This window comes from Aeromicrobium sp. PFPM2_SD2 (genome assembly GCF_057364525.1).
This window is the reverse complement of record NZ_JBNFNZ010000395.1, coordinates 1-2,293: the sequence shown is the minus strand read 5'-3', so window position 1 is coordinate 2,293 and position 2,293 is coordinate 1. Positions and strand designations below refer to the sequence as shown.

4 protein-coding genes are annotated in these 2,293 nt (G+C 72.8%); 3 read left to right on the top strand and 1 reads right to left on the bottom strand.

The genetic code is table 11. The features are described from left to right. Window positions 1-671: IclR family transcriptional regulator (locus AC2W7G_RS14140; RefSeq protein ID WP_485868996.1), on the bottom strand; the 671-nt coding region annotated here is incomplete at its 3' end. Between the two features lie 72 nt (window positions 672-743). On the opposite strand from AC2W7G_RS14140, the gene pcaH reads away from it, so the two are divergent. From pcaH to AC2W7G_RS14125, 3 genes are all read left to right on the top strand, one after another. Beyond that, entirely contained in the window at window positions 744-1,526 is a 783-nt protein-coding gene (pcaH, locus tag AC2W7G_RS14135; RefSeq protein WP_485868995.1) for a protocatechuate 3,4-dioxygenase subunit beta, read from the top strand. Continuing rightward, window positions 1,523-2,122 (top strand): protocatechuate 3,4-dioxygenase subunit alpha, encoded by a 600-nt coding sequence (pcaG, locus tag AC2W7G_RS14130; protein ID WP_485868994.1) that lies wholly within the window; start codon window positions 1,523-1,525, stop codon window positions 2,120-2,122. Before pcaH ends, pcaG begins: the two co-directional genes overlap by 4 nt. Next, on the top strand, window positions 2,097-2,293 hold a 197-nt coding region (locus tag AC2W7G_RS14125; protein WP_485868993.1), incomplete at its 3' end, for a hypothetical protein. The genes pcaG and AC2W7G_RS14125, both read left to right, overlap by 26 nt.

Here is a 2,293-nt window from a genome sequence, read left to right as displayed (position 1 = left end):
CGCGTGTCGGCCACGACGACGCCGAGCGCCGCCACCACGTCGTCGCCGCGGCGCACCGGCACGGCGATCGAGCCGGCGCCGAGCGTCATCTCCTCGGCCGTGGTCGCGTAGCCCTGCCGGCGGGTCCGCTCGAGCTGCGCCTCCAGGACGTCCGCGCGGGTGACCGTGTAGGGCGTCATGCGGGTCAGGTGCTCCATCGCCGCGGCCCGGACGGACGCGGGGGCGTGGGCGAGCAGCACCTTGCCGACGCCGGTGCAGTGCAGCGGCAGGCGGGAGCCGATCCGGCTGACGATGGGCAGCGACGCGGTACCCATGAGCCGGTCGACGTAGAGCACCTCGGTGCCCTCGCGCACCGCGAGGTGGACGGTGGCGCGAGTCGCGGCGTGGACGTCGGACAGGAACGGCGACGCCGCCTCGCGCAAGCCGCTCTGCAGCGGGGCGAGCAGCCCGACGTCCCACAGCCGCCGACCGACGACGTAGGCACCGTCGGGGCGTCGCGCGACCGCGCCCCACGCCTCGAGCTCGCCGACCAGCCGGTGCGCCGTGGACAGCGGGACGTCCGCCCGGGCGGCCATCTGGGTCAGGGTCAGGCGCCGGTGGTCGGCGTCGAAGGCCCCGAGCAGCGCCAGCGCCCTCGAGGTGACGCTGGGTCCGGTGGTCCGTTCGCTCACGAGAGCCCATTCTTCCACTCACCGGAAGTTCGGGCTGGTGGTGACCTGGGACACGTCCGTAGCGTGCGGACCATGACCGTCCCCACCGATCCCGACGCGGCTGCCGCCTCGCAGTCCGAGATCGACGCGGAGATCGCCGCCGTCTCGAAGGAGTACGAGGCCTCCGGCGTCGAGGAGACCCAGCCGCGGCTGGACTTCCCCCCGTACCGCAGCAGCCTGCTGCGTCACCCGACCAAGAGCCTGCACCACACCGACCCCGAGGAGATCGAGCTGTGGTCGCCGGCGTTCGGTCACCGCGACGTCAGCCCGCTCGAGGCCGACCTGACGATGCAGCCGAACGGCGAGCCGATCGGCGAGCGCATCGTCGTCACCGGCCGGGTCGTCGACGGCGACGGACGTCCCGTGGCCGGTCAGCTCGTCGAGATCTGGCAGGCCAACGCCGCCGGACGCTACATCCACAAGCGCGACCAGCACCCCGCGCCGATCGACCCGAACTTCACCGGCGTCGGACGCTGCCTCACCGGTCCGGACGGCTCGTACCGCTTCCAGACGATCAAGCCCGGCCCGTACCCGTGGAAGAACCACCACAACGCGTGGCGGCCGGCGCACATCCACTTCTCGCTGTTCGGCACCGACTTCACCCAGCGGATGGTCACCCAGATGTACTTCCCGGGCGACCCGCTGTTCTCGCTGGACCCGATCTACCAGTCGATCACCGACCAGCGGGCGCGCGACCGGCTCGTCGCGACGTACGACCACGAGGTCACGACCCACGAGTGGGCCACCGGCTACCGCTGGGACATCGTGCTCACCGGCAGCCACCGCACGTGGATGGAAGAGGAGGACCACGCGTGACCAAGCTCGTCGCGACGCCCGGCCAGACGGTCGGACCGTTCTTCCACTACGCGCTGCCGTACGAGCGCTCGGACCTGCTCGTGCCGGTCGGACGCCAGGGTGCCGTCCGGCTGCACGGCACCGTCACCGACGGGGCCGGCGCCCCGATCCCGGACGCGCTGCTCGAGCTGTGGCAGGCCGACGCCGACGGGAACGTCGTCCAGGAGCCCGGCTCGCTGCACCGCGACCCGTGGACGTTCACCGGCTTCGGCCGCGCCGCCACGGACGCGACCGGCCACTACTCGTTCACGACGCTCGAGCCCGGGCCGACCGAGGCCGGCAAGCCGGCGTTCTTCGCGCTCACCGTCTTCGCCCGCGGCCTGCTCAACCGGCTGTTCACCCGGGCGTACGTGACCGCGGCGGACGGCTCGGTCGCCGACGACGCGCTGCTGACGTCGCTCGACCCCGAGCGCCGCGCGACGCTGCTGACGACCCGCGAGGAGACCGGCTTCCGGTTCGACGTCCGGCTCCAGGGCGACGACGAGACGGTCTTCCTCACGTACCCCGCCACTGAGCCAGCAGACTGTCCTCATGGCCGACCTGTTCTGGCCCGGTGACGAGCACGCCGGCGACCTGTTCTCCCAGCCCGCCTTCCTCTCCGCCATGGTGCGGGTGGAGGCGGCCTGGCTGGCGACCCTCGTCGAGCACCGGCTCGTGCCGGCCGGCGCCGCCGACGATACTCGACGGGCTCGGTCGGGCCCGACGACGTCGCCGAGGTCGGCGACGCC

Coding starts and splice junctions, on each gene's coding strand:
- pcaH (WP_485868995.1), top strand. CDS start 744: ATGACCGTCCCCACCGATCCCGACGCGGCTGCCGCCTCGCAGTCCGAG.